Genomic DNA, 26,492 nt, shown 5'->3' on the forward strand with positions numbered 1-26,492 from the left:
TGATCTTGCTAATGTTAATTATTATCATTCGCGAAATCATTTATAGGTTGCATTTGTAAACTAAGTTTACTAAACAGGAGAGGTTTATGTTATTTCGTCAAACTTGCTTGGCAGTTGCCATTACCGCTGTATTTGCGGGTAATTTTGTCCAAGCCGAAGAGGCTCCCGACAGAAAAATGGAAGTTATGGTTGTTACTGCCTCTGGATATGAACAGAAATTGGTTGATGCACCTGCCAGTATTTCTGTTATCACCCAAGAAGATTTGATGATAAAACCTTATACCACTCTGCTAGATGCAGTGCGTGACTTGGAGGGGGTTGATATTGGTGAAACCCGTGATAAAACAGGGCAAGGTACCATCAGTCTACGCGGTATGGGATCTGACTATACCTTAATCCTTGTCGATGGTAAGCGTCAGAATAACCATGGTGATATTTATCCAAACAGTTTTGGTGGCAATCAATTTGGTCATGTACCACCACTTGATGCTATTGATCGAATTGAAGTTATTCGTGGGCCAGCATCAACGTTATACGGTGCAGATGCTCTAGGTGGTGTGGTGAACATCATCACTAAAAAAGTGGGCGACGAATGGTCTGGCTCTATCACTCACAGCCGAACTCATCAAACCAATGATGCCTATGGCGAAGATATCACTACCGATTTCAGCGTGATGGGTCCCCTCATTAAAGGCGTTCTTGGGTTATCTATTCATGGCAGTATTTATGATCGAATGGGGTCTACACCAGAGTATGCACCAGTAGATTATCCCAATGGAGAAGTACGCACTCGTTCACTCGGTTTTGGTGGTGGCGGTAAAACCGTCGATAACGAAAATCATATGTTAGGTGGGAGTTTAAGTTGGACACTAAATGAACATCACAAAATTTGGTTTGATTTAGATTCCTCATCTCAAGATTATGATAATACGCCACTGATTAATGATAACGGTGAACGCGAGTATCCGCTTGGTACTGTTGATAATATCGATAGTCTCTGGATTGCCAGTAACTTCTGTAAAGGCGGCGTAGGTTCCCGTGAGGCTGTTTGTCTAGCCAGCGGTGGTGAATGGGCAAGACGATCAAATCCGCGAGCGGGTTACAGCGAGACTCAAAAATTTACCCGTGATGCTTGGGCATTAACCCATGAAGGTGCTTGGGATTTTGGTACAAGCTTTGTGTCACTATCCTATGTAGATACACAAAATAATGGCCGCACACTACCATTTACCACTGCTGAGCGAGTATTACTACTGCAGATGATTGATGGTAAAGGGGATTACACCGGCATGACTGAAGCCGAACGTAAAGCGATTGCTGAATCCACTTTCCTGCCTAGACCTAAACGCGAAATGGCAAGTAATCAATATACGCTTGATATGAAACTCGATATTCCATTTGAAGCTGCAGGAAATCATGTCGCAGTGACGGGTGCGCAGGTGATTCGTGGTGAGTTGAAAGACGGTGTATTTGGTATGGAAGAAGGTACGCCGGGCGCAGTACAAGAACATAATATGTGGTCTGTTTTTGCTGAAGATACATGGAGCATGACTTCTGATTTATCTGTTACTGCGGGTTTACGTCATGATGATCATGAAATATTTGGCAACCAACTCAGCCCACGTCTATACGGCGTTTACACTATTAATAATGAGTGGACTGTAAAGGGTGGGGTGAGCACAGGCTTTAAAACACCTAAAACCACACAATTGTATGATGGTGTCGTTGGCTTTGGTGGCCAAGGAACCTCACCGCAATTTGGTAACTCAGATCTCGAAGCTGAAACCAGTGTGTCCAGCGAAGTCGCCCTGTATTGGTCTCATCCAGATGGCCATAATTTTAACGTCACTATCTTTAAAAATGACTTTGACGATAAGATTGCTTCACAACCCTGTGGTAAAGGTACGAGCATAGAATGTTCTGATGCGGGTGAATATGCTGATTTAGGTTATGCAGTCAGTAGCAAAACAGTCAACATAGATAAAGTTACTATTCAAGGTGCTGAGCTCGCGGGACGTTGGGAAATTCTAGATGCCTTAACGTTAAATGCTAATTATACCTACACAGATAGCGAACAGAAAAGCGGTGCAGAGCAAGGCCGTCCACTCGGCAACAGTGCCAAGCATATGGCAAACGCGACATTAAAATGGGAGTTGACCGACTCATTTAACGTATTCTTGACCTCAGAATACCGTGCTAAACGTTATCGCTCTTGGGATATCATTAATGATGCTGCACTCTACTATAAGGGTTATAACGTGTTCCATCTTGGTGGTTCTTATCAGGCGAGTGAGTTTGTCACCTTCAACATGCGAGTAAATAACTTGTTTGATAAAGATTTTACTTCATACGATATTGTCTTCACCGAATGTAGTGACACTAGCACCACTTGTGTCTCTGACGACAATGGCCAAAACGGATACACAGCATCTTACGTTGATGATTTTAATAACAAAGATAAGGCCCGTAACTTTTGGGTTGGTATGAATGTACGTTTCTAAACGAATACCCTGTGCATTAGCCATTATTTGATATTCATGGGCGATAGATAAAACTGAGAGTTACCCGTTTGATAAAGGTACCCACTATCAATTAAACAATAGGGTAACTCTCATTACTCATTACTCATTACTCATTACTCATTACTCATTACTCATTACTCATTACTCATTACTCATTACTCATTACTCATTACTCATTACTCAGTGCACCTGCACTGTGCTGGTGAGTCTGCACTATCGAGCCATCAATAAAGACCCATTCCGTGTCGGCCATTTTCGCTAAAGCTTTGAATAAATAGGCCTGAATGTCTTTTTAGATCATAAATGAAACCCTCTAAAGACCGTACTCCAATGGCTCAATTCTTTGGGTAAATCTTGCCAAGGGATACCTGTTAGAAGGCGGTAAAGAATGCCTTCGAATATTTGTCTATGTTCAGGTTTATCATAAACATGGCCTGTGCTGTTCATTAAATGAAATAGCGTTTCCCTGCGTGCATTGGTTAGTATCAATCTTGGCATGCTCTCTAAAAATCATTCTCGAAAGCTCAATAGACCCTAGATGAAGTCAGAAACATTAAAGGTGCTAGCGTATAAGGCTACAGAATGAGCCATTGTCCGTTTGGATAAGTACCAATATAACCAAAGGGTATTCTTCCACAGAGATACCAAGATAGGCGTTCACTCGTAAAGGCTGAAAGTTTAACGTCAGCTAGGAGCAGTGTTGCGAGCGTATTAGCGTCATCGGATGTCAGCGCGCATATTTCTGCAACGGGAATAATTTTCCAAGTGGCGAGGTAAGCTGACTTAGCAATTTCATCGACTTCGCTGTCAGAAATCCAAGCATGCACATCATTTACTACTGCCTTTGTTTTTAACGAATTAGCCAAGTCATGATCTGTTACACACAGGCTTTCATATTGGATTTCGTAAGGTGTTTCAAAAAAGGCTTCAGGATCGGATTCAAGAAAAGCGGCGATCTCCTCTAATGTGCCGTATGTCTTTGCTGTTTCCTCTGGCTGACCTACGTTGGCTGCCCATGCACAAGATTGAAGTTGCTGTAATAAGATGGCGTTATCGGTCATGGGGTCAGTGCACTCTAATAGTCTATGTATATGCTGTTTTTTATCTTGCCATATTTGTCTTAGCATTATTAATCTAACTAAATGTCAGACATAAAAAAACCGCAGGGTAGCGGTTTTTTATGGGTCTTAAGTGTAAAAATTGAAATGAATTAAGACTATAGACCCGCGTCAGCGCGCAATATTTCGGCTTTATCAGTCGCTTCCCATGGGAATTCGCTGCGACCAAAGTGGCCATAAGCGGCGGTCGCTTGATAAATTGGACGTGCTAAATCTAGCATGGCCGTTAAACCGTATGGGCGCAGTTCAAAGTGTTGACGTACTAACTTGATCAGCACTTCTTCAGACACTTTACCGGTACCGAAGGTCTCGATGCTGATAGAGGTCGGCTCTGCCACACCAATAGCGTAAGACACTTGGATTTCACAGCGATCAGCAAGACCTGCTGCAACTATGTTTTTTGCCACATAACGGGCAGCGTATGCTGCGCTACGGTCCACTTTTGATGGATCTTTACCAGAGAATGCGCCACCACCATGACGGGCCATGCCGCCGTAGGTGTCAACGATGATCTTACGACCCGTTAAGCCGCAATCACCTACTGGACCACCGATAACAAAACGGCCAGTTGGATTGATAAAGAACTTAGTATCTTTGTTTAACCATTGAGCCGGTAATACAGGCTTGATAATGGTTTCCATCACGCCTTCAATTAAGTCGGCTTGTGAAACGTCATCTCTGTGCTGAGTCGATAACACAACTGCATCGATACCGACAATTTTGCCATCATCATAGGCAAAAGTGACTTGGCTTTTCGCATCTGGGCGTAACCAAGGTAGCGTGCCATTTTTACGCACTTCAGACTGACGTTTCACTAATGCGTGGGCATAGGTGATAGGTGCAGGCATCAGAATGTCGGTTTCGTTGTTGGCATAGCCAAACATTAACCCTTGATCGCCTGCACCTTGCTCTGCAGGGTCTGCGCGGTCTACACCTTGATTGATGTCGGGTGATTGCTTACCAATGGCGTTTAATACTGCGCACGAGTCTGCATCAAACCCCATATCTGAATGGGTATAACCAATTTCACGCACCGTTTTACGGGTGATTTCTTCAATATCAACCCAGGCAGAAGTCGTGACTTCGCCACCGACTAATACCATGCCAGTTTTGACATAAGTTTCACACGCCACGCGTGCTTTTGGATCTTGAGCCAGAATTGCATCTAGCACAGCATCAGAAATCTGATCTGCAATCTTATCGGGATGACCTTCTGAGACCGACTCAGAAGTAAACAAGTGCTTTGCCATAGTAGGAAAATCTCGTCGTTAGCATTCAAACGTGTAGAAGCATCTACATCTAGACGGCTATTTTAGTTTAAATCCGATTGCCGATCACCCCCGATAATAAAAAATCCTCTCAGATTGTGACCTGAAAACGACTACTCTCAGTCATAAATAGGTTATTTTTCTTATATTTCATAGTATTAAGTTTGCTATGTTTTTGAGAAATTTATTTCTCCATTACAAGTGATCCTTGCTATGCCCTCTCAAGTAAACGCTAGCAAAGTGACCGGCTTGTTTCTGCGACTTGTATACCCAAGCGACCTGAATCCTGCATCTTCAGGTTGTTTGGGTATATATTCGCCCATCTTTTGCTGAGTGAATGGTAATTTTAGTTTGCGTCACACTGGCATGTAGGGGAAAATATGCATCCAAATTGCCCGCTAGACCCCACAAACAAGCAGGAGAGAGCATGTCTTCCCGTAAAGTACTCGCAAACGCAATCCGTGCGTTAAGTATGGATGCAGTTCAAAAAGCAAATTCAGGCCATCCCGGCGCCCCAATGGGTATGGCAGATATTGCTGAAGTGCTGTGGAATGATTTCCTTAAGCACAACCCGAACAATCCGAAATGGGTAGATAGAGATCGTTTTATCCTCTCTAACGGTCACGGTTCAATGCTGATTTACTCTTTACTTCACCTGACTGGTTATGAATTACCAATTGAAGAGCTAAAACAGTTCCGTCAATTGCATTCTAAAACCCCGGGTCACCCAGAATACGGTTACACCCCAGGTGTTGAAACCACAACGGGTCCACTCGGTGCGGGCATTAGCAATGCTGTTGGTATGGCGATTGCTGAGAAAACCTTAGCGGCACAGTTTAACCGTGATGGTCACGATATCGTTGATCACTACACTTACTGCTTCCTCGGCGATGGCTGTTTGATGGAAGGTATTTCCCACGAAGCCTGTTCATTAGCCGGTACTTTAGGTTTAGGTAAACTGATCGCATTTTGGGATGACAACGGTATTTCTATCGATGGCCATGTTGAAGGCTGGTTCACCGATGATACACCAAAACGTTTTGAAGCTTACGGCTGGCATGTGATTGCCGGTGTTGATGGTCACGATAGCGCGGCAATCCGTGCTGCTATCGAAGCGGCTAAAGCCGTTACCGATAAACCAACCATGATTTGCTGCAAAACCATTATCGGTTTTGGTTCACCCAACAAATCTGGCAGCCACGATTGTCACGGCGCGCCACTAGGCGATGCAGAAATCGCAGCCGCCCGTGAATTCCTTGGCTGGCCACATGCACCATTTGAAATCCCTGCTGACGTTTATGCCGGTTGGGATGCCAAAGAAGCCGGTGCGGCCCGTGAAGCAGCGTGGAACGAGAAGTTTGCAGCATATCGCGCTGCTCACCCAGAACTGGCTGCTGAATACGAGCGCCGTGTACTGAAAGGTGAATTACCGGCCGATTTCGAAGAAAAAGCGCAGGCATTCGTGCAAGCATCACAGGACAAAGCCGAAGGTATTGCGAGCCGTAAAGCCTCACAAAATGCTATCGGTGCATTTGGCGCTATGTTGCCTGAACTGTTAGGCGGCTCTGCTGACTTAGCGGGTTCTAACTTGACACTGTGGTCAGGTTCTAAAGGTATTCAAGACGATCCAGCTGGTAACTACATTTACTACGGCGTGCGTGAATTCGGCATGAGCGGCATTATGAACGGTGCTTCGCTGCATGGTGGTTTCATCAACTACGGCGCAACGTTCATGATGTTCATGGAATATGCTCGTAACGCAGTTCGTATGTCGGCGCTGATGGGCATTCAAAACATCTTCGTTTATACCCATGACTCTATCGGTCAAGGTGAAGATGGCCCAACGCATCAGCCAGTTGAGCAATTAGCTAACCTGCGTATGACGCCAAATATGGCCGTATGGCGTCCATGTGATGCGGCAGAAACGGCTGTTTCTTGGAAAGCTGCGATTGAGCGCCGTAATGCACCTACGTCACTGATCTTCAGCCGTCAAAACCTGAAAGCGCAAGCGCGTACCGCTGAGCAATTAGCCAACGTGGCTAAAGGTGCTTATGTACTGCAAGACTGTGCGGGTACACCAGAACTGATCCTGATCGCAACCGGTAGCGAAGTACAATTGGCAATGGATGCAGCCGCTGCACTGACTGAGCAAGGTAAACACGTTCGCGTAGTTTCTATGCCATCGACAACTGAGTTCGATAAGCAAGATGCTGCTTATAAAGAATCTGTATTACCACGTGCTGTGACTAAACGTGTGGCTATTGAAGCGGCGCATACCGATTTCTGGTACAAGTACGTCGGGTTTGAAGGCACAGTTGTGGGCATGACCACTTTTGGTGAGTCTGCACCGGGTAACGTGCTATTGAATCACTTTGGTTTCACCGTTGAAAATGTGCTGAATGCTGCAAAATCATTGGGCTAATCGCTCAAGGGATTAGATTCAATACAAAAGGTTAAACTTTTTAAGTGTTAATCTGTATAATGCGGCCTGCAATCGTTTGCAGGCCGTTTTTGTATTAAGAGGAAATTGAGACCTCAATGATCCGAGTCGCTATCAATGGTTATGGCCGTATCGGCCGCTCTATTCTCCGAGCTTTATATGAGTCTGGAAAACGGCAGCAAATGCAGATTGTCGCGATTAATGAATTAGCTAAACCTGAAGCCATTATTCATCTGACCCAGTACGACACCACCCACGGTCGGTTTGCGCATAAAGTGAAGCTTGTTGATGATCATATGCTGATTGGCGACGATGCGATAAAAATCCTCCACGAGCCCGATCCGGCAAAACTCCCTTGGCACGAGATGGACATAGATATTGTCTATGAAGCCACAGGCGTATTAGTCGATCGTCAAAGCTGCGAAGCCCATATTCACGCCGGCGCTAAACAAGTGCTGATAAGTCATCCATCCTCAGCCGATGTCGATGGCACGATTGTCTATGGTGTAAACCACGATTTACTCCGCGCCGAACATACTGTGGTGTCCAACGCTTCTTGCACCACAAACTGTATCGTGCCTGTGATCGATGTGCTTGATCGCCACTTCGGAGTTAAAAGCGGTGCCATTACCACTATCCATTCGGCGATGAATGATCAGCAAGTGATTGATGCTTATCATGATGATTTGCGTCGTACCCGCGCTGCTGGCCAATCGATTATTCCTGTCGACACTAAGCTTGCCCGCGGTATTGAGCGGATCTTGCCACACATGAAAAATAAGTTTGAAGCGATTTCGGTGCGCGTGCCCACCATCAACGTGACCGCCATCGATTTGTCCGTGACCTTAGAAAAAACCGTCGATATTGCCACAGTCAATCAGGTGCTGGAATCAGCCGCCAATGGGCGATTTAATGGCATCTTAGGCTATACTGATGAGCCCTTAGTCTCATGTGATTTCAACCATGATCCGCGCTCCAGTATTGTCGATGGTACCCAGACACGCGTGAGCGCCGGTCAGTTGGTGAAGTTACTCCTGTGGTGCGATAACGAGTGGGGTTTTGCCAATCGTATGTTAGATACGAGTTTGGCGATGATTGCGGCCAAGCGAGGCTGATAAAAGTAGATTATTCACTTGTGGGTCACTGAATTTATGTCAATTCGACGGGATGTCGAGCGCCGAGCGGCAGTCAATTCATACCGGCTATGTGTGAAACAGTTTGTTTTTTGATTATAAAAGGAAGCGTTACCATGGCAATTATCAATATGTCAGATCTGGATCTACAAGGTAAGCGCGTGCTTATCCGCGAAGATCTCAATGTCCCTGTCAGCAACGGCGTCGTCACCAGTGATGCACGTCTGCGCGCCTCTCTACCGACTATCGAGTTGGCCCTTGAAAAAGGTGCGGCTGTGATGGTGATGTCGCATTTAGGTCGTCCGACCGAAGGCGAATACAATCCCGAATATTCTATGCAACCAGTGGTCGATTATTTGGCAAAAGCCCTGTCTTGTCCTGTGCGTTTAGCGACCGACTATTTAGACGGCGTCGACGTTGCCGTGGGTGAAGTGGTTGTGTTCGAAAACGTGCGTTTCAACGTGGGTGAAGGTAAGAACAACGAAGCCTTATCGAAAAAAATGGCGGCGCTGTGTGATGTCTATGTGATGGACGCCTTCGGTACTGCACATCGTGCCCAAGCATCGACCCATGGAGTGGGCATGTTTGCCCCAATCGCCTGTGCAGGTCCATTACTGGCGCAAGAATTAGATGCCTTAGGCAAAGCGTTAGATAACCCTGCGCGTCCTATGGTGGCGATTGTCGGTGGCTCTAAAGTGTCGACTAAGCTGACCGTGCTAGAAAGTCTTTCAGGCATAGTCGATCAGTTAGTGGTTGGCGGCGGTATTGCCAACACTTTCATTGCGGCGGCGGGCTACAATGTCGGTAAATCGCTGTATGAGGCGGATTTGATCGACGAAGCTAAGCGTTTAGTGGCTAATGCTAAGAGCCGTGGCGCCGATATTCCTGTGCCGACCGATGTGGTCGTTGCGGGCGAGTTTAGTCCAACAGCAGCGGCAACGTTAAAATCGGTTAGCGAAGTCGCTGATGGCGAAATGATTTTCGATATTGGTCCAGATAGCGCTGAAGCACTGGCTAAAATCATCGAATCTGCTGGCACTATCGTGTGGAACGGCCCTGTGGGCGTGTTCGAATTCGACCAATTCGGTGAAGGTACTAAGCGTATCGCCCAAGCGATTGCTGATTCAAAAGCGTTCTCTATCGCTGGTGGTGGTGATACTTTGGCTGCGGTTGATAAGTACGGTATTGCCGATAAAGTGTCTTACATTTCGACTGGCGGCGGTGCTTTCCTCGAGTTCCTCGAAGGTAAAGAATTACCGGCTGTGGCTATGTTAGAAAAACGCGGCGCTTAATATTAAGTTTTAAAAAACGCGGCGCATAAGACGCCGCGATAAGCTCTGATAACATCAAAGCTTTGATAAAAAGTAAAAAATTATAAAAAAACCGCCCGTATTCATCTAAGGTACTTAATTTAAGTTGTTTATTTAAGGTACAGAGTTGAATGCGGGTATAAAAATCCATCCAAACGATAGCGACCTCGGTGATAGATATCACCCTATTATTGGAGTTAAAAAATGGCGTTAATTTCCCTACGACAACTACTTGATCACGCAGCAGAACATGGATACGGTGTACCTGCGTTTAACGTTAACAACTTAGAGCAGATGCGTGCCATCATGCAGGCCGCTGAAGCAACAGACAGCCCTGTGATAGTGCAAGCTTCTGCTGGCGCGCGTAAATACGCTCGCCCACAGTTCTTAAAATATTTGATGGCAGCAGCTCTTGAGCAGTACCCAGATATTCCTGTGTGTATTCACCAAGACCACGGTACCGATCCTGATATTTGTCAGCGTTCTATCCAATTAGGCATGTCATCAGTCATGATGGACGGCTCTTTGATGGCTGACGGCAAAACGCCTGCATCGTACGAGTACAACGTTGATGTTACCCGTCGTACAGTGGCATTTGCCCATGCGTGTGGTGTGTCAGTTGAAGGTGAAATCGGCTGTTTAGGCAGCTTAGAAACTGGCCAAGCTGGCGAAGAAGATGGTGTTGGTGCATCAGGTATTTTAAGTCACGATCAAATGCTGACTAGCCCTGAAGAAGCGGCGCGTTTCGTTGCCGATACCCATGTTGATGCACTCGCGATTGCTATCGGTACTAGCCATGGTGCATATAAGTTCAGTCGTAAACCGACAGGCGATGTACTGCGTATCGACCGCATCAAAGAAATTCATGCGCGTATTCCTAACACTCACTTAGTGATGCACGGTTCATCTTCTGTGCCACAAGAGTGGCTAAAGATCATCAATCAATATGGTGGTCAGATCCCAGAAACCTACGGCGTACCATTAGAAGAAATCGTAGAAGGTATCAAACACGGTGTACGTAAAGTCAACATTGATACCGACTTACGTTTAGCATCAACGGGTGCCGTTCGTAAATTCTTAGCTGAACACCCAAGTGAATTTGATCCACGTAAATTCCTGAAAGCATCAATGGAAGCCATGGCCGATATCTGTACGGTTCGCTATGAAGCTTTCGGCTGTGCAGGTCAAGCATCTAAGATTAAGCCATTGTCTTTACAAGCAATGTATAAAGCGTACCAGTCTGGCGCGTTAGATCCTAAGATCAATATGTAAGCGTTATCGCTGAGATAAAAACCCGCTAAAGCGGGTTTTTTTATACTTTAAATAGCTGCAATTTTCATTTTTTAATCGTAAATGTTAATATCGCGCAGATTTTCAGGGGAAAATACTAACCCTTATTAATATGTGCTTATTCAGCATCGCTGGGACGAACAGATATTTATAGGGATTGGATTTAACGGAACAGGAACGGATAAACATGAAGAAAGTACTGACCGCAGCACTATTAATGACGGCACCTTTTATGGCGACAGCTGGGGCCGATTTTGTAAAAGGCGATGAGACATTCGCAGGTGAAGCTGAGCTTGGTGCAACCTTAACCACAGGTAACACTGAAACCTCATCATTCAAAGGACGTTTAAATCTTAAGCATGAGCTTGGCGATTGGGAGAATCAGTACTTACTCGAAGGTTTATATAAAGAGGATACAGGTTCTGTTACCGCGAAACGCTATTTAGCGGGCGCACAAGGTAACTACAAGATGACAGATCGTAGCTACTTGTTTGCTAACGGTAATTATGAAGTTGATCCGTTCACAGGTTATGATTACACGCTATCTGGCGCAGCGGGTTATGGTTATAGATTTTATGATACTAGTAAGACCTTTTTAGATGTCGAAGTCGGTCCAGGTTATATCTATCAGCGTCTTGATACAGAGCAAGCACTTATCGAAGGCCATGACACCAATGACAGCGTCGTCGCTCACGGCGTGATCAACTTTGAAACCGAAATCACTGACACTTCTAAATTCCAACAACGTTTCGTTGCCGATTACGGTGATAAGCTCGATGCCCGTTCTGAAACTTCGTTAACGGCGAATATTATCGGCGCATTAGCAATGAAGTTTGCCATTATTGTGCGTTACAACAGCGAGCCGTTGGACAATAAGAAAAGTACAGATACAGAAACCAATATGACCTTGTTATATTCCTTCTAATGCAGTGACGCTGATTAGAAACTAAAAAGCACCTTTGAGGTGCTTTTTTATTGACTCTTTTTAGACTAAGTTAAATGTTTCTTTATTAGTTATCGCTGTAGTTATACAAAAATTAATGTTTTAAATGCCTTTGGTTATAGGGTAATGCATAGAAAGTTGCGTTTTATCAACATTTACTATGCCGAAGCTATGGTAATTTTCGACTAATTTCCTACGTAGAGATGAACTTTAATGAAATTACAGCGGTTGTTTAAAGGCAGTGGAATGGCGTTATGGAGTCTATTCTGCGTTGCAATATTGAGCGGATTCTCACCTGCAGCATGGGCTATGACAGAAGGGATAGAACGGCTTAATTTAACCGCATCGAGTGTGGGTTATGTTGCCGTCTTTGTGTTTGTGCTTGCATACATAATGGTGATGGCTGAGGAGTCGTTACATTTACGCAAGTCGAAACCTGTGCTGGTCGCGGCAGGGATTATCTGGGGCATGATAGGTTTTGTGTATGTACAAAATGGTATGTCTGAAGTGTCGGAAGCGGCATTCAAACATAACTTGCTTGAATATGCTGAGCTTCTACTCTTCTTACTCGTGGCGATGACTTATATCAATGCTATGGAAGAGCGAAATTTGTTTGATGCCATTCGTGGTTGGCTTGTCGGCCGTGGGTTTAGTCTAAGAACCGTATTTTGGTTGACGGGGTTTATGGCGTTCTTTATCTCACCCGTGGCAGATAATTTAACGACTGCGCTATTGATGTGTGCCGTGGTGATGAAGGTGGGGGCAGGGCAACGCAAGTTTATCACCCTAGCCTGTATCAACATTGTTGTTGCGGCTAATGCGGGTGGCGCGTTTAGCCCGTTTGGTGATATCACGACCTTAATGGTGTGGCAAAAAGGATTAGTGCACTTTAGCGATTTCTTCCATCTGTTTATTCCAGCTTTAGTGAACTTTGCATTACCCGCTGCCATTATGAGTGTGTTTATTCCACATTTCGTGCCAGAGCCAGAAAAAGAGCATGTTTATACTAAGCCGGGTGCTAAGCGAATTGTTGCGTTGTTTTTACTCACAATCGCTACGGCAGTGTGTGCTCATTCCTTCTTAGGTATGCCGCCTGTATTGGGTATGATGACGGGATTAGGTTTCTTACAATTCTTTGGTTTTTATCTGCGTAAAACCTTCAATCGTTCCGTTGCCCGCGAACGTGCAAAGGCTGAATTGCGTCAGGACGAGCAGCGTCTTCAGCAGCTTGGTAGTGTGGTGCCCTTCGATGTGTTTAGCAGGATCTCCCGCGCTGAATGGGATACCCTGTTGTTCTTTTATGGTGTAGTGCTATGTGTGGGTGGCCTTGGCTTTATGGGGTACTTGAGCTTAGTATCTGAGGCTTTGTATTCCAATTGGGATACGACCTATGCCAACGTGGCTATCGGTCTGTTGTCTTCGGTTGTTGATAATATTCCGGTGATGTTTGCTGTGTTGACGATGAACCCTGAGATGGCCTTAGGCCAATGGTTACTGGTAACGTTAACCGCAGGAGTTGGGGGCAGTTTATTGTCAATTGGCAGTGCTGCAGGGGTCGCGTTAATGGGACAAGCTAGGGGGATTTACACCTTTGGTGCCCATTTGCGTTGGACACCTGTCATTGCGCTGGGTTATATCGCGAGCATTTTAGTACATATGTGGCTCAATGCCGCGATGTTCTAAATAAAAGTACTGAGCATTCATCATTTGGGCTGTATTGACGTTTGTGAGTCGTTTTGTAGCGGATAATATCGCGAATTATTTAGCGAACAACATCGATCTAACAAAATTCAATCGCATAACGTCTAGATATCAATGAATAAAATAGAGGCATCCGATGGATGCCTCTATTTGTTTGGATATGTCATGGGAAGGATTATTGCGGTAGAACTTGGATTAAATCCAGCTCGTTATTGGCTTTTGCACCGTAGATCTGAATCGCGACTTTAATTTGTGCCACTGAACCACTTGGATCCTGCTGAGCCCAATCTAAGCCTGCTATCTCAAATTGATATTGACCGCTTGTGACTTCGGTTAATTTACCGCTGCATTCTCCAAGACTTTGGCAACGATAATTTTGGGTAACATGCCAGTGTTTCCATGCCTTCGGATTCGAGGATTCCTTGGCTTTGTCGGGGAACCCAAAATAGTAAATATCATAGGTTTTAGCCGCAGTGATCGCCTCTTGTTGCGCATCCGTCAGTGAAAATTGAATTGTCCCTGTACTCGAGTCAAATTGCTCAAGCTTGAGATTTATCTGCGTTGCTTCATCAATGTTTATTGCATTTTCGACGGGAGGTGGCTGCGGAGTTTCAGGCTCAGTGTTATTGCTGTCACTGCCACATCCTACGAGCATTAATGTTGCGAGGGTCAATGTGAGTAATGGGTATTTCATCACAGTCTCCTTAATTGAAATGCCCTGTATGGCAAGTGGTGCATTCCATGTCTGTTTTTACACTTGCCGCTGAGCCTAGTGTGCTAGTGCTACCGTGACAAGTTTGGCAATCTTGCGCATCTGGTGTTGGCTTACTACCAACAAGGGCGCCGATATTCTCCCCTTGATAGGCACGATTCAATACATCGACTAAGTAATAAGCCATAGACGCGGATAAGCGGTAGCAGCGTTCACCTTTTTTCGCGAATGGTAAGCCAGAAGCCTTTGACCAGTTACTGATAGATGAGTGACATAACACGCTCTTGGCTTTTGATGAACTGCCCACAAGAGCCGTTTTTTCTGCTGTCGAGCCAATACCAGTAACAAATTCAGGTGAAGATAAAGGGAGCGTTGTATTTTCGTAGTAGCGGAAGGTATTAGCTATCACGGCGTTATTGTGACCATTAATGTCATCTAAAATATTCACTAACATGCCTATCGCATTAAGATTACCGCAGAGTGTGCCTTGACCCGTTACCCCTGCAAAACCATAGGCGGCTAATGCCGTTGGAATTGTTTTGAACTTGTCTGCATCGGCACTATTAGATTGGGCTAGCATAGTCACAACGGCATGAAAAACTTGGTGCATACAACCACCACCCGTTTCATAGGCCAGTTTTGCTGTTGCCATTGCATCAAGTGGAACGTATTTAAGTTTCTCTCCTATCGCTAATTGATATTGACCATCGGCATTCGTTGCCGCGAGAACCGATGTTCCCATGAGTGTTGCACCTGCCGCAGCGGTGCTAATACCAATAATACGGGTTAATGCTTGACGTCTATTTATGCTCATTATGTATTTCCTCTATGTAGGATTACTTCTATTTATCAAATGCTAAAGATAAATTGATGGCGTAAATTCTAAGCATGCTTGAGATAAATATTGTGATTTATGCCGGAGGATATTTGCCTTTTACATGAGCGGTAAATAGCGTCACTAAAATAGAATTAACCGACTTAAATTCTGCATTTTAATTAACTAAACAGATTGCAAGGTGCTCATTGTCCCGATATTTGTTATATTTATGTAAATTTATGCCGAATTTCCCATGTGCTAAATGGCATTTATTCCTGTGAGTTAACGCATGTTTTTGCCTAATAGCGCTGAACTTGGGGGGCGTCTCACGAAAATTAACTATTTGCTGACTTGGGTTAGCAAGATCACATTAATCATTAGTTAGTTTGCATAGACTTAACTTTGTGTTTTTATGGAGTTGAGTGGATGTTGATGCAATTGGGAGACTGCAGGTTTGATCGGGAACGAGGCATGCTGATTGAGTTGTCTCGCGATGAATCTTGGCATCTTCCTCGAGCCGAGTTACAAGTGCTTAATTTGCTTGTTGAGCATCAAGGTAAGTTGGTTTCTAAGCACATGCTGAAGACGGGGGATGGAAAGCATCCGCCGCTAACTGATACCTCTGTGGCCCGTGCTGTTTTTATGCTTCGCAGCTTTCTTGGACCTCAATATGAGGGCTTGATTGAAACCGTGAAAGGCCAAGGTTATTTACTCCAACCATCTAATGGGACTGAGTTTAGAGGTGTTAATTACCTCAGATTGCACACAGTGCCTTTGTGGAGTGCCTTAGTGTTATTCGGGTTTATGTTAGCGTTTTCGGTGTTTTATTTGAATCATACGGATCACAGCAAGCCAACCCAAGCACTTATGACCTCAATATTACCTTTGGCTTCTGGCCAGCAAGTACGATTACACTTATTTGCTGATTCCAATACTAATAACACTTTACTCTTCGAGTTAGGTGAGCGCTTAAGTGCAGGATTAATCGCCTGCGGTCAAAGTGATTGGGCTGATGTCTATGCTTCTTTGTCCCATGATAAACAAGTGCTTAATATTACTTTTCGAGGCGAAAAACTCGGTCAGTCAGTGATCCGTAATATTAAAATCAGTGATTTCACTCGACCGAAAACCTTCATCGATGCTGCTTGGCTGCAGGAGGTTAACATCTGTGGCTAAATGGCTAAAGTGGACGATTAATATTGTTATCTTGTCGGCATTGATTATGGCCTGCGGTGTGATATACAAACAGTCGGCTACCAATCAGACGATGATTTTAAATTGCAGCTCTGAATTATTCGACCGCCATTCTAGTGCCAATCCTAGCGGCAGCTCGAGTGTTAGCAGTGACGGTAAATTTTACCTACTCGTGGATGTTTTGATTGCCGCTGACAATACGCAGATCAATTATCGTTACTTTAATATTGACGGTACGAGTGCGGGCAATATTTTAATGCAAGGCAAAGTCGACAGTATTGAGGCCAATAGCATGACCTATAAAGTTACCGTTAAAACGAAAACGGAATCTGAAATTGAAAAGCAAAAAAATTGGCCAGAACATATGAAATATCTATCCTATATCAGCAGCTTACATTTTAATGACTCGGAAATGCACAATCTCAGTATCGAAGTGTTAGATATGGATGACACCAAAGATTATGCCGTGGTCCTTTTTCAGCCTAGCAATACCATTTGTGGATGCAGAATCGTAAATAGTCGAATTTAATCAGTGAATTTGAGTTTATTTCAGTTAAGATTAGTGCTCATTGATTTGTGATTACTGTGGTGAGTCTCCAGTGAGGGATTCATGAAAAGGGTGTTGTGTCTAAGATACGTGTAAAGCAAGAAGAATCCCTGTCGATTAAGTTCAGCCATCAGATGGAAAAGGGCGATAATCGTCAGCTTGATCTCTATTTCTTTTTACCTAAGGAAATGGGCATAGGCTCGCGCACGCTCAATGAAGAAGAGTACTACTATAGCTCAATAGTTGGACGTCGCTCATACTATTCAGAAGGCTTGCACTTACCTCTGGTGCAGGGGCGTTTTGCCAGTTTAAATCGCCGTACTGTTGAAGAGTTCAGGTTGTACCTAAATCTCTTCGCCTATCAGTTTGCGGTTGCGGTTGAAAACGATGTTAAAGAACTCAATCAAATCACAGATGTAACCCATTTTTATTTTGCCCTCGACGAATTACGCGAACAAATTGCCCAGTTGCTGAAAAAGTTTCGTCGTAACGAACCAGGTGATCCCAAATGGAAATCTTACTTTGAAAATGCTGATAACTACTTGTCTTGGTTTTGTGAGCAGCAGTTACTCAAAGTGCTCGCTTATGCCACTCGTACCAGTGATTTCAACGATATTTTAGAGCGGGTACTCACGCTCTGCCGTAATGAATGTGCCTATCGTGATGAGCATAAGTACAACTCAGCGCAAACTAAGCAAGATCCTAACCGTATCTCTAATAAGATGTTGTTATTGCGCCGTTTAATTCAACAAGGGGTGGTACTCAAAGAAGAGTTAAAGCCTTTAGGGATTGGCCTTAAAAAGTTTACGACAGGACTGGCAACCGCGTTAGTGATGTTGGTGGTGTCTGCGTTGATAATTCAAGCGCAGGGCGCCTTTAGTGGTTTTACTATTGCGCTAGTGCTGACTTTGGCTGTGATCTACGGTTTCAGGGAAATCTTTAAGGACGATGTGCGCAATGCCATGTGGCGATTTATTCAGCGGGGTCGACCACGTTGGAGCCGCATTTTACGGGATACTACGAGTCAGGCGGTTATCGCTAAGCAGTTGGTATGGCTTGAGTTTATGCGTCAGCAAGATCTACCCGAAAAAGTCAGTGACATTCTAAAGCACAGACATAGCCAAAATAAGGTCGATGCGGAAATTCTGCACTATAAAATCGCCACTAAGGTGAATCAGAGTGAATTCCAAGCGGGATATTCGACTATTCAAGAGCAAGTGAGCTTTAGCTTAGTGCCTTTTGCCCGTTATTTAGAACGGGGTAAAGCGAAGATTTATAAGGAAGTTGAAGGCAAAATTAGTTATGAATCGGTTGAGCGGCGCTATCAAGTCAACCTGATTTTAGTGTTGCGTGATGGGCGCGAAGCCCCGCAGTATATCCGCTATAAAATCACCATGAACCGCTCGGCAATCATAGAAATTACCCAGAGTCAGTTGCCTGACTCAGTTAATGCACCCGAATCTACGATTGATGACGAGTAAAGGCTTGACCGATATTCTGATCGTTATTTTGCTTCGCCCGTTTTAGGGCGACTTCGGCATTATTCAAATATTGCTCTAATGTCTGGCCTTCTTGATAACCCGCAATACCAATACTAATACCTTCCCCTAAGCCATTACCATTGAGCTTTTCCATCATATTGAGGGCAAAGTTGTGCGCATGGGTGGCGTCTGTGTCAGGTAACATCACAATGAGCTTCCCTAGCTGCCAATGCAGAATTTGATAATTAGCTGGAATTTCAAGCAATAATTGCACTTCTATTTCTTGCTGACGATTTGCCAGTTGGTCGATATCACTCATGTGGCTTAGCATGCCCTCTGGATTGATATCCATTAACAGTAAGCTTGAACTGAGACGGCTTGGTGGCGGCAGAGAGTTAAAGTAACGTTCTAAATCTGCCAAATTCAGCAGAATAGTACTGCGATGGGGTACAAGGTTACGCTTCTCTGTGCCTCGGCCACGCTCGGCGGCTTGCTCTAAAGTGCAGACGATATAATCAATCTCACCATCGGCAGCCACATGGCCCTTCAATGTGGCTTGCAAACAATTGGAATGCGCCTGTTTAGGTGAGCATAGAATTTGCCCTTGCCACTGACCTTGCATGGCAATTTGGGCGCTGATCCTCTGCCATTGATTGCCTAAATCATTCGCGAGTAATGACGCTAAATCTTGATTTAAATCGCCATTGAGTTGCATTAACGCATCGAATACAGGATTGATTTTAATCAGTTTACCGTTAGCATCTGTGAGGGCTGTCGCGACTGTGTTATCGCATAAAAGCTCACTGAGAAAAGCATTTTGTTTGCTGCTGATTAACTCACTGATGTCCTCAAGGGTGATTAATAGATGTGGTGAGCCTCGGCTCGCCCTTGGTGCTTGGCGGATATGAACGCGTAAAGTAGGGCCATCGATACTCTCTAGACTGATTTCACCAGACCATTGACCGGTTTTATGTACCTGCTCCATTAACTCCGTGTAGGTTTTATCATCGAGGCATAAGGTACGCTGTAGGCTTCGGTCTGTCAGTTCATCTAATGGTACTAAGGTCGCTTGTGCCGCTTTAGTATTGGCGCTGATGACTCTGGCATTTTCGTTGACCATCATAAAGCCGATGTCACTATTAAATAAGCCATTAGCAACATCAATACTGTATTGGCGTGAACGCTGTTGTAAGCGATACATGTGGCTGAGTAGTACAACCCAAGCGGCTAAAACCGTTAATATTAACGATGCCACAATGACAATGTTTTGCCATTGTGAGAAACGAGCAGCTATGTCTGAGTTGCGCACATAGGAGAGTAAAAAATATTCTCTGTGGGTCTCAGGTTGGGCTGTGAGTTCGATTTTAAGGTAAACAAAAGTGGCTTCTTCACCGTGGAATTGCCCAAAGTTGCTCATGGACATATCGCGCCACAGGGCCGGATAGCTCTGTCTTAAACTTGCTCCTAAGGTCTCTGGCATATTGCTTAGAGGGGCGAGATCGCTCGCGCCAGCATAGAGTAATCCTTGAGTATCTAGCACTAACATAGGGGACTTATTGCTCGAAAAGGCTGGTTTTATGGCCTCCAGCATTTTTACCATAGAGTTGTATGTCACCAGATAACCGATAGAACTCTGATCGGGCTTCTCGAGCCACGCCATTTGATACATATAAGGTTCAAGCATGCCGTCTATCGGAACAAATTCCAGGGGCGAGGTATAGACCTCCTTGCCACCCATGCTCCGACTCGCTCCAAGTAAGGTCGGTGGTAAGGCATCTTTATTGAAATTAGGGGGAGTTGAGAATTTATAGTTACCTTGGGGATCGTACAGTGCAATGCCGAGTAACTCAGGAATATGTTTTACTAGATCTTGCCAGTTTTCCTGCAATTTAAGTTGTTGCTTGGCGGTAGGATTGCTTAAGTATTGTTTTAGCAGTTCCCCATTGGCGAAAATTTGGGTTCGAAATTGCTGAAAAGACACTTTATCTGCGATCAATGAGCCTATGGTTTGCAGTTCACTGTATCTTTGCGTTGCCCACTCTTCTTGCAGGCGTCGTTCACCTAACGTAATGATTAAGTGAGTTAAAATAATCATGCCAATCACCAGCATAGAAAGCTGGCTTGCAATAGCGAGTAAGCGTTGATGCGACCAATAGATCCCTTGGGTTAAAGAGAGCAGTGGCGCAGCGGGATACGTGCTTGGGTTATTCTTCAGCATGAACCGATTATGAGTGGGTGAACTGTTAATTTCGCTATGTTAACACGAAAGAATTGTTACGACAGTGCCAAGTTACTCAGCAAGATTTCTTGAGTAAAAGTTAAGACGATTCACACATGTACCACTCACGTAATCGACAGTGTTATCTGCTTGGGTATTTCAGTCGATTTTGGCTGTATTAGAATGCCGTTTAGCCTAAGGCGCCTAATATGCGATGCTTGAATTCGCAGCCGTAGGACTCAACTTGTTCACGACAGATGTCGATATCAACACCCGCTAATCCTTCGATGGCTGAAACTTGTACCGTTTCAATATAGTGTGGCGCTAATGCGATGAAGGCATGTACGGCGGCATAGGAACCGGCGAGTTTGGGGCGACAATGTTCCATATAGGCGGCTTCATTATCCGCATTGAGGGAAATGGATAAACTATCAACGCAGTTGGCCAGTTCTGGCAAAATATTGCGCCTATGGACTAAATTACCTAAACCATCGGTATTAATGCGTACTCGCCCGCCTCTTTGTTTAATTTCTTTCGCCACCTCAAGCAAAGTTGGAAGATTTAAGGTCGGTTCGCCATAGCCACAAAACACATATTCTTCGAAGTCTTTAACATCGCCAAGCAGTGGAATAATTTCTTCGGGCTTAGGTTGGTGACACAGTGCCAGTTGATATTCGTGGATCTGTTTACTGCCATTATGTTTTGGACAAAACGCGCAGCGCAGGGTGCAGCGACCCGTAATATTAAGGTAGCGACTGCGACGAATATCATAGACAAGCGTTTCAGTCGCACAGGTTTCATTTGTGCAAACTTCATCTGTTATGTGACCGTTCGCTAGGGTTTCTGTGGTGACAACTTGTGGTTTATCAATATTTTGCTTGTGCAGATGCTCAGACATAATGATGGGTTTCATTTTAACGATAGCTGACGACTTAAACACAGTGTAGCGAAAGCCTGATGCGATAACTGTCAACTAGATCGCAACTTGAAAGCTCAAGCCACTCGTAGCAGACTCAAAATGACATAGATGATTAAGAGGTTATTGACTCGCACAGAGGATTAAAAAGAGAGCCTAAGCTCTCTTTTTAAGGTTCAAGACATTGATTAACTGCTTCTAGTTAACTTCCTATAGATAGTCTTTTTTATAGTCAGTGGGGACCGGCGGCTCTAAATGCTCAGGTGTAAAGTCCACTTCATGGTCTTTTTTAGGCTGCCACCACCAATGGAAGAAGCGGCTGCTAGTGCGCTTAATGTCGTCGAGTATGATGTACAGCAAGGGCACTAAAATTAGCGTCACAAGGGTCGAGAACAGGATGCCGAAGGCGAGGGATGTCGCCATAGGGATCACTATTTGCGCCTGCAAACTACGCTCGAGAATAATAGGTACTAAGCCGACGAAGGTGGTGAGTGACGTCAGGATGATCGCCCTAAAACGATAACAGCCTGAATCGACCGCCGCCTGCCTGACCGATTGCCCTTGCTCCCGCGCACGGTTCACAAAGTCCACCAAAATCAAGGAGTCGTTCACTACCACTCCCGCTAATGCCACTATGCCGCAGAGACTTAACACGCTCATCGCGAGTCCCTGAATCAAGTGACCAAACAGAGCGCCGATAATCCCGAAGGGGATCACAGACATGATGATTAACGGCTGACTGTAGGATTTAAGTGGGATTGCCATTAGGGCATAAATGGTGAACAGTGCGAAGAAGAAGCCTTGCATTAAACCGACCATGGCATTCTGTTCATCCAAACTGCCACCGTCCAGTGCAGTTTGGATTTTAGGGTACTTAGCCTGCAATTGTGACAGGTAATCTTTTTGGATTTCTTGCACTACTTTTGAAGGTTCAACGATGTTTTTGTTGGCATTTGCCGTGATGGTAATCGCTCGCTTGCCGTCAACACGGGTAATTGAGGCGTAGGATTCACCTTTTTCAATTTGTGCCACGGTCGAGAAGGGAACCGAAGTGCCCGTTGGCGTGCGGATCAGCATATTTTCAAGATAACCCACAGTACGACGTTGCTCTAATGGGTAGCGCACCATTACCTTGATTTCTTCTTTATTACGCAAAATCCGTTGGGCTTCGTAACCGTAGAAACCATAACGTACTTGGCGAGCTAAATCGGAAAGCGTGAGGCCAAGGGCTTCTGCTTCTGGGCGTATTTTTAGGCGAATTTCATGGCTGCCCGATGAAAAGTTGTCGGCAATATCGTACACGCCTTCATAGCTGGCGAGTTTTTGCTTCAACTCTTTAGAGGCTGCGGACAGCTCATCGAGGTCACTCGAGGTCAATCTGAAGGAAATATCGCCGCCGGCATCGTTGGTGCTCGCGTTAAAGCTGAGTTTTTTAACCGACAAAAGCTCAGGCAATTGTTCACGCCACGCGGCAGCAATCGTCACGCCATCGACTTCACGGTCTTCCCCTTTCGTCAGTTCGGCAAAAATAAAGGCAGAGGTACGGGAGCTCATATTGATAAAGCTGTGCTTCACCACTTGATAACCGTTATCTTTCTCCATTTTTTCGTTCATCTTGTACAGGGCTTCTTCTATGCTCTGTACTACTTTTAAGGTGTTTCCTTCGGAGCTGCCTTCATCCATCTCAAGTTCAACTTGAATAAAGTCTGAGGGAATGTCTGGGAAAAATACCCAGCGCACTTTGCCACTGGCGACTAAGGCAATAGACAGAATTAATACACCGATAAAGGCCGCGACCACGTTGTATCTGTGTTTGATACAGCGCTCGAGGAAGTTGCGATAACTGTGGTGAATAAAGTATTGCACTCTGTCGTTAAAATTGGCTTTTAGGTGGCCAAAGAATCCCTTTGGTGCGCCAGGTTTTTTAAACTTCATGTGCGCTAAATGCGCTGGCAGAATGAATTTAGACTCTACCAGTGAGAAGGCTAAACAGAGGATGACCACCATACCGATGGATTTCCAGATAATCCCCATAGGGCCAGAAACCATTAACATGGGAATAAAGGCTGCAATTGTGGTTAAGACCCCGAAGGTCGCGGGCATCGCCACTTTTTGCGCGCCACGGATCACGTTCTCAACCGAGTGACCGTGGCGTTCGACCTCTGTGTAGGCACTCTCACCGATGACAATGGCATCATCCACCACTATTCCGAGCACTAAGATAAAGGCGAATAGGGTCAACATGTTGATCGTCATGGAGAAAGGTTCGAGCGGCATGACCAACATAGTGCCGAGGAAACACACGGGTATCCCCATCATGACCCAAAATGCTAACTTCAGATCGAGGAACATGGCTAAGATGATAAACACCAACAAGGCACCGTAAAACATGTTCGACATCATCATGTCTAAGCGGCCCTGGAGATAGTGGGTCATATCACCCCAAGTATCGAGTTGAGCGTTAGCTGGCAGTGTGGCGCGGCGCTGCTCTACGTACTGTTTAACTTGGTCTGCAATGTCTAAGGCGTTTTGATCATCAATGCTGGTGACTTCAATAATCGCAGCGGGTTTGCCGTTAAAGCGGGTATATTCCAAACGTTCTTCAAAATCATCTTTGATGGTCGCCACTTGTGGCAGCATCACACGGCTACCGTCTGCGCGAGTTGTGACGACTATATTGGCAAAGTCATCGCCCGTGTAGGCTTGGCCTTTGGTGCGCAATAGAATATCGCCATCTTGAGCACGAATAGAGCCACCTGGTAAGTCTAAGGAGGAGTTTTGCACTGCTAATGCGACTTGTGAGAAGGTCAAGCCGTACTCTCGTAACTTATTCTCAGAAACTTCAATACCGATTTCATAATCGCGCACCCCTGTGACTTTCGCACGGGTTACAGCGGGGAGTTGGGTTAAATCGTCACGAACCGATTTAGCCAATTCTTTCATATCGTGGAGTGTCATATCGCCATAAACAGAAACCCAAATGACGTTATTCTCAGGTTTGATTTGAGAGATATTCGGTTTTTCGATGTTCACTGGGAAGGTTGAAATTGCATCTAACCGCAGTTTGGCTTCATCGAGAATGGTCTGCACTTCGTAACCGTCTTCAACTTCAACGGTAATCGAGCCAACGCCTTCGCTAGCCACAGAAGTCACTTTCTTGATGCCGTTGATATCTTGGATGGCTTCTTCAATCTTGATGTTGATGCCTTCTTCGATTTCCTGTGGCGCCGCACCTGGATAGGCGACGGAAATATTTAATAAATTGAGTTCGAAAGAAGGAAAAACCTCTTTATTAATCAAAATACTGCTGAACAGGCCGCCGATGAGCAGAACACACATTAATAAGTTCGCGGCTACACTGTTGCGGGCGAACCAAGCTAAGATCCCTTTTTGAGTGTCCATTATTTGACTCCAGCGGCCGCAAGACTCGATTCAGGAGTATTTTCTTTTGGTGTCTCAGTGGGTAATGCCGCTTCGCCTAATATTTTGACCATTTGTCCATTTGCCATACTGTTGAAGTGGGTCGTAGCGACGCGTTCGCCCGTTTTTAGACTGTCTTTGATGAACACATTTTCTAAATCACTACGAACCACATTTACTTGGCGCATTTCAATGATATTTTTGTCGTTGACTAGGGCGACTTGGTCGTTACGAACCACATGGCGGGGCAATTTAACTATGCCATCGACTGTGCGACCCTTGATGACTGCATTGACGAAGCTGCCGTATTTAATTGGTAAGCTACCTGGCACTTTATTCGCGCGCAGATAGGGATCTTTGATTTCTGCGACTAAATACACCATGCGATTTTCGGCATCGATAACACCTTCACTGCGGATAATATTGCCTTCCCAAGTATTTTCTTTGCCAGCCAAAGAGGCGCTAAGCGTGACTTGGGTATCGGGATTATCGACAGACTCTAGATAGGCTAAATCATCATTAGAAATGGGTAAGCGGATTTCGGCAACGCTAGTGTCATAGAGCTCACCTAGATTAGTGCCTAAGCTAACGTATTGACCTAAATCGACATTTCTAACTTTGATTATGCCATCAAAGGGCGCGCGAATAACCGTGCGCTCAAGGTTACGTTGGGCGCGCGCCAGTGCTGCCTGCGCATATTTTACGTTAGCTTGTTCTTTTTTGAGTTGCGGGATACGTAGACCTAACTCAGGGGGCAAGCCCTTGTCGTAGCCTTTGAATTCGATTTTAGCGACTTCACCACGGGCTATTTCTTCGTTCAGTGCGGCGGTGGCTTGGGCTAGCGTCGCTTCGGCTTGCATTAAGTCAGCCTCGTAATCTGAGGGCTCGATTTGCGCTAATTGATCGCCTTTCTTGACTATGCCACCTGCAACAAAATGAGGGGAAATAGTGAGCATTCTGCCTTGAACTTCGGTCACGAGTTGGGTTTTATACTTTGGGGTAACCACGCCGTAGGAAGGTAAGTTTAGCGATACTGTTTGCTGAGTCACTTGCGTGACATCAACGATAGGAATAGGCATCTCTTCAGGTTTTTGTTCTGGCGCCTCCTTCGTTTGTATTAATAAGGCTGCGCCAAAGACAAACAGCAGCAGAATAAGAAAAGGAGACAGTCTCCTCAGTAGGGTCTTCATCATATAATGGTTAAATCCATGCTAATCGCGTAATGGGGTTAAAGTAGCAGAGTCGGCCACGCCAATAAATTTATTTTTGTAAATTAAATGTTTCTAAAAGTGATGCCGCGACAGATATGCGCATCATGCATCGATATTTGGGCGAAAATTAGAGCAGAAAGGTGATGAAAGGTTCAGTTAGGTAATTGGAATATATTGAAATAAGAATGAATACGTATTGGGGTTAACTGCTCTAAATCCGCCGCATTTCATTCTATATAATTAAACATAGC

18 protein-coding genes and 1 pseudogene are annotated in these 26,492 nt (G+C 45.0%); 10 read left to right on the plus strand and 9 right to left on the minus strand.

What is annotated here, in order from left to right; translation table 11 throughout:
• Positions 1-86: 86 nt before the first annotated feature.
• On the plus strand, positions 87-2,501 hold the full coding sequence (locus ACHA99_RS07210; protein WP_393941914.1) for a TonB-dependent receptor domain-containing protein: 2,415 nt from the start codon (positions 87-89) through the stop codon (positions 2,499-2,501).
• A 193-nt stretch (positions 2,502-2,694) separates the two neighbouring features.
• Here ACHA99_RS07210 and ACHA99_RS07215 read toward each other — a convergent pair.
• From ACHA99_RS07215 to metK, 3 genes and pseudogenes are all read right to left on the minus strand, one after another.
• Positions 2,695-3,020 (minus strand): annotated as a pseudogene (locus tag ACHA99_RS07215) (transposase); the annotation flags it as partial.
• Between the two features lie 77 nt (positions 3,021-3,097).
• Complete coding sequence (locus tag ACHA99_RS07220; RefSeq protein ID WP_393941916.1) at positions 3,098-3,649, minus strand: hypothetical protein; 552 nt, start codon at positions 3,647-3,649, stop codon at positions 3,098-3,100.
• 89 nt (positions 3,650-3,738) lie between these two features.
• Entirely contained in the window at positions 3,739-4,890 is a 1,152-nt protein-coding gene (gene metK, locus ACHA99_RS07225; RefSeq protein ID WP_028761631.1) for a methionine adenosyltransferase, read from the minus strand.
• Positions 4,891-5,335: 445 nt separating this feature from the next.
• On the opposite strand from metK, the gene tkt reads away from it, so the two are divergent.
• From tkt to nhaD, 6 genes are all read left to right on the plus strand, one after another.
• Positions 5,336-7,330 (plus strand): transketolase, encoded by a 1,995-nt coding sequence (tkt, locus tag ACHA99_RS07230; RefSeq protein ID WP_393941919.1) that lies wholly within the window; start codon positions 5,336-5,338, stop codon positions 7,328-7,330.
• 116 nt (positions 7,331-7,446) lie between these two features.
• A complete protein-coding gene (epd, locus tag ACHA99_RS07235; protein ID WP_105250098.1) occupies positions 7,447-8,463 on the plus strand; it encodes an erythrose-4-phosphate dehydrogenase in 1,017 nt (338 codons plus the stop codon).
• A gap of 134 nt (positions 8,464-8,597) precedes the next feature.
• Complete coding sequence (locus ACHA99_RS07240) at positions 8,598-9,773, plus strand: phosphoglycerate kinase (RefSeq protein ID WP_219254533.1); 1,176 nt, start codon at positions 8,598-8,600, stop codon at positions 9,771-9,773.
• A 222-nt stretch (positions 9,774-9,995) separates the two neighbouring features.
• Positions 9,996-11,063 (plus strand): class II fructose-bisphosphate aldolase, encoded by a 1,068-nt coding sequence (gene fba / locus ACHA99_RS07245; protein WP_028761627.1) that lies wholly within the window; start codon positions 9,996-9,998, stop codon positions 11,061-11,063.
• 205 nt (positions 11,064-11,268) lie between these two features.
• Positions 11,269-12,006: a YdiY family protein gene (locus tag ACHA99_RS07250; protein WP_028761626.1), complete on the plus strand. Its 738-nt coding sequence runs from the start codon at positions 11,269-11,271 to the stop codon at positions 12,004-12,006.
• Positions 12,007-12,237: 231 nt separating this feature from the next.
• Positions 12,238-13,707 (plus strand): sodium:proton antiporter NhaD, encoded by a 1,470-nt coding sequence (gene nhaD / locus ACHA99_RS07255; protein WP_173246601.1) that lies wholly within the window; start codon positions 12,238-12,240, stop codon positions 13,705-13,707.
• Between the two features lie 193 nt (positions 13,708-13,900).
• Here nhaD and ACHA99_RS07260 read toward each other — a convergent pair whose 3' ends face one another.
• Both ACHA99_RS07260 and ACHA99_RS07265 read right to left on the minus strand, forming a co-directional pair.
• Positions 13,901-14,419, minus strand: coding sequence for a hypothetical protein (locus tag ACHA99_RS07260; RefSeq protein ID WP_219234424.1), 519 nt, complete (start codon positions 14,417-14,419; stop codon positions 13,901-13,903).
• A gap of 10 nt (positions 14,420-14,429) precedes the next feature.
• Positions 14,430-15,251: a cytochrome C gene (locus ACHA99_RS07265; RefSeq protein WP_168824862.1), complete on the minus strand. Its 822-nt coding sequence runs from the start codon at positions 15,249-15,251 to the stop codon at positions 14,430-14,432.
• Between the two features lie 429 nt (positions 15,252-15,680).
• On the opposite strand from ACHA99_RS07265, the gene ACHA99_RS07270 reads away from it, so the two are divergent.
• The 3 genes from ACHA99_RS07270 to ACHA99_RS07280 all read left to right on the plus strand — a co-directional run bounded on the left by ACHA99_RS07270 (position 15,681) and on the right by ACHA99_RS07280 (position 18,476).
• Complete coding sequence (locus tag ACHA99_RS07270) at positions 15,681-16,430, plus strand: transcriptional regulator (protein WP_393941923.1); 750 nt, start codon at positions 15,681-15,683, stop codon at positions 16,428-16,430.
• A complete protein-coding gene (locus ACHA99_RS07275) occupies positions 16,423-16,977 on the plus strand; it encodes a hypothetical protein (protein ID WP_113939813.1) in 555 nt (184 codons plus the stop codon). Before ACHA99_RS07270 ends, ACHA99_RS07275 begins: the two co-directional genes overlap by 8 nt.
• A 95-nt stretch (positions 16,978-17,072) precedes the next feature.
• The gene (locus ACHA99_RS07280; protein WP_028761621.1) at positions 17,073-18,476 is read left to right on the plus strand and encodes a hypothetical protein; all 1,404 of its coding nucleotides are present in this window, start codon (positions 17,073-17,075) and stop codon (positions 18,474-18,476) included.
• On the opposite strand, the gene ACHA99_RS07285 is transcribed toward ACHA99_RS07280, so the two are convergent.
• From ACHA99_RS07285 to ACHA99_RS07300, 4 genes are all read right to left on the minus strand, one after another.
• The gene (locus tag ACHA99_RS07285; RefSeq protein ID WP_338256073.1) at positions 18,457-20,694 is read right to left on the minus strand and encodes a PAS domain-containing protein; all 2,238 of its coding nucleotides are present in this window, start codon (positions 20,692-20,694) and stop codon (positions 18,457-18,459) included. The two genes, ACHA99_RS07280 and ACHA99_RS07285, sit on opposite strands and share 20 nt — an antisense overlap.
• 190 nt (positions 20,695-20,884) lie before the next feature.
• The gene (locus tag ACHA99_RS07290; RefSeq protein ID WP_263163790.1) at positions 20,885-21,592 is read right to left on the minus strand and encodes a TatD family nuclease-associated radical SAM protein; all 708 of its coding nucleotides are present in this window, start codon (positions 21,590-21,592) and stop codon (positions 20,885-20,887) included.
• A gap of 228 nt (positions 21,593-21,820) precedes the next feature.
• On the minus strand, positions 21,821-25,012 hold the full coding sequence (locus tag ACHA99_RS07295; RefSeq protein WP_393941926.1) for an efflux RND transporter permease subunit: 3,192 nt from the start codon (positions 25,010-25,012) through the stop codon (positions 21,821-21,823).
• Positions 25,012-26,223, minus strand: a complete 1,212-nt coding sequence (locus ACHA99_RS07300) for an efflux RND transporter periplasmic adaptor subunit (protein ID WP_393941928.1) — start codon at positions 26,221-26,223, stop codon at positions 25,012-25,014. The genes ACHA99_RS07295 and ACHA99_RS07300 overlap by 1 nt, the downstream gene beginning before the upstream one ends.
• Positions 26,224-26,492 lie beyond the last annotated feature (269 nt).

The sequence above is a fragment of the Shewanella sp. S23-S33 genome, from assembly GCF_043359565.1.
GTDB classification, from domain to species: domain Bacteria; phylum Pseudomonadota; class Gammaproteobacteria; order Enterobacterales; family Shewanellaceae; genus Shewanella; species Shewanella oncorhynchi.